At 44.8% G+C, this 1,227-nt stretch carries 1 protein-coding gene; it reads right to left on the bottom strand.

The features are described from left to right. Nucleotides 1-125 precede the first annotated feature (125 nt). Nucleotides 126-1,227, bottom strand: a 1,102-nt coding sequence (locus tag A3766_RS05265; protein WP_068641853.1) for a PilT/PilU family type 4a pilus ATPase, incomplete at its 5' end; no start/stop codon positions are given.

Consider the following 1,227-nt stretch of genomic DNA (forward strand, 5'->3'; position numbering starts at 1 on the left):
GTGTGATTATATTCAGGGCTACCTTGTCTCAAGGCCATTGAATGTTAGTGACATGGAGGCGTTGTTGAGAAAGCAATGAATAACATTGCTTCTCTTAAAGGTAAGTCAATCTATAATCTTGGGGCTTAGAAACCACCAATGTCTCCATCATCCTGAATACTAAGACGATCAGTTGTTGCTGATAGTTGGTTAGGCGATGAGGCGTCTGCTCCCAGTTTTATCATCAAACGTAAATCGTTCGCTGAATCTGCATAGGCGAGCGCATCTTCATAAGTAACATCTCCAGCTGAATACAGGTCGTACAGGGCCTGATCAAAGGTCTGCATACCAATATCTCGCGATTTGGTCATTATTTCCTTCAACTTATGAATTTCTTTTTTGCGGATGAGGTCTGCACATAAAGGCGTGTTGAGTAGCACTTCGATACAGGCTCGGCGGCCTTTACCATCGGGCGTTGGAATCAATTGCTGGGCAACAATTGCCTTTAGGTTTAGGGATAAATCCATCCATATCTGGTTTTGCTGTTCAGGCGGGAAAAAGTTAATGATCCGGTCGAGTGCTTGGTTAGCGTTATTAGCGTGTAGTGTTGCCAAGCATAGGTGTCCAGTCTCGGCAAAGGTGACCGCGTAATCCATCGTCTCCTTACTACGAATCTCACCAATCATGATAACGTCTGGTGCCTGCCTCAAGGTGTTCTTAAGGGCAATTTCAAAGGTTTCTGTGTCAATACCGACTTCACGCTGGGTGACAATACAGTTCTGGTGTTGATGGATATATTCAATAGGGTCTTCGATAGAAATAATATGACCTTTACTATTTCTATTTCGGTGCCCGATCATTGCTGCGAGAGAAGTTGACTTACCCGTGCCCGTTGCACCGACAAAAATAATCAGGCCACGTTTTGTCATTGCTAACTGATTGATGGTTGTAGGTAGACCCAAATCTTCAATGCGTGGAATATTAGTTTCGATTCGACGCAGCACCATACCGCACAAATTTCTTTGCATGAAGGCACTTACACGAAAGCGGCCAATGCCACGGGCACTGATAGCAAAGTTACATTCGCTTTTCTCAGTGAACTCGTCACGTTGTTTCTCTGACATGACATCAAATACAATCTCACGACATTGTTCGGGCGTGAGTGCGTGCTTGGTAACAGGGACGAGCTTGCCGTGGATTTTGATGCTCGGTGCGACACCAACAGTAATAAATAAGTCAGAGCCACCT

The sequence above is a fragment of the Oleiphilus sp. HI0132 genome (assembly GCF_001635845.1).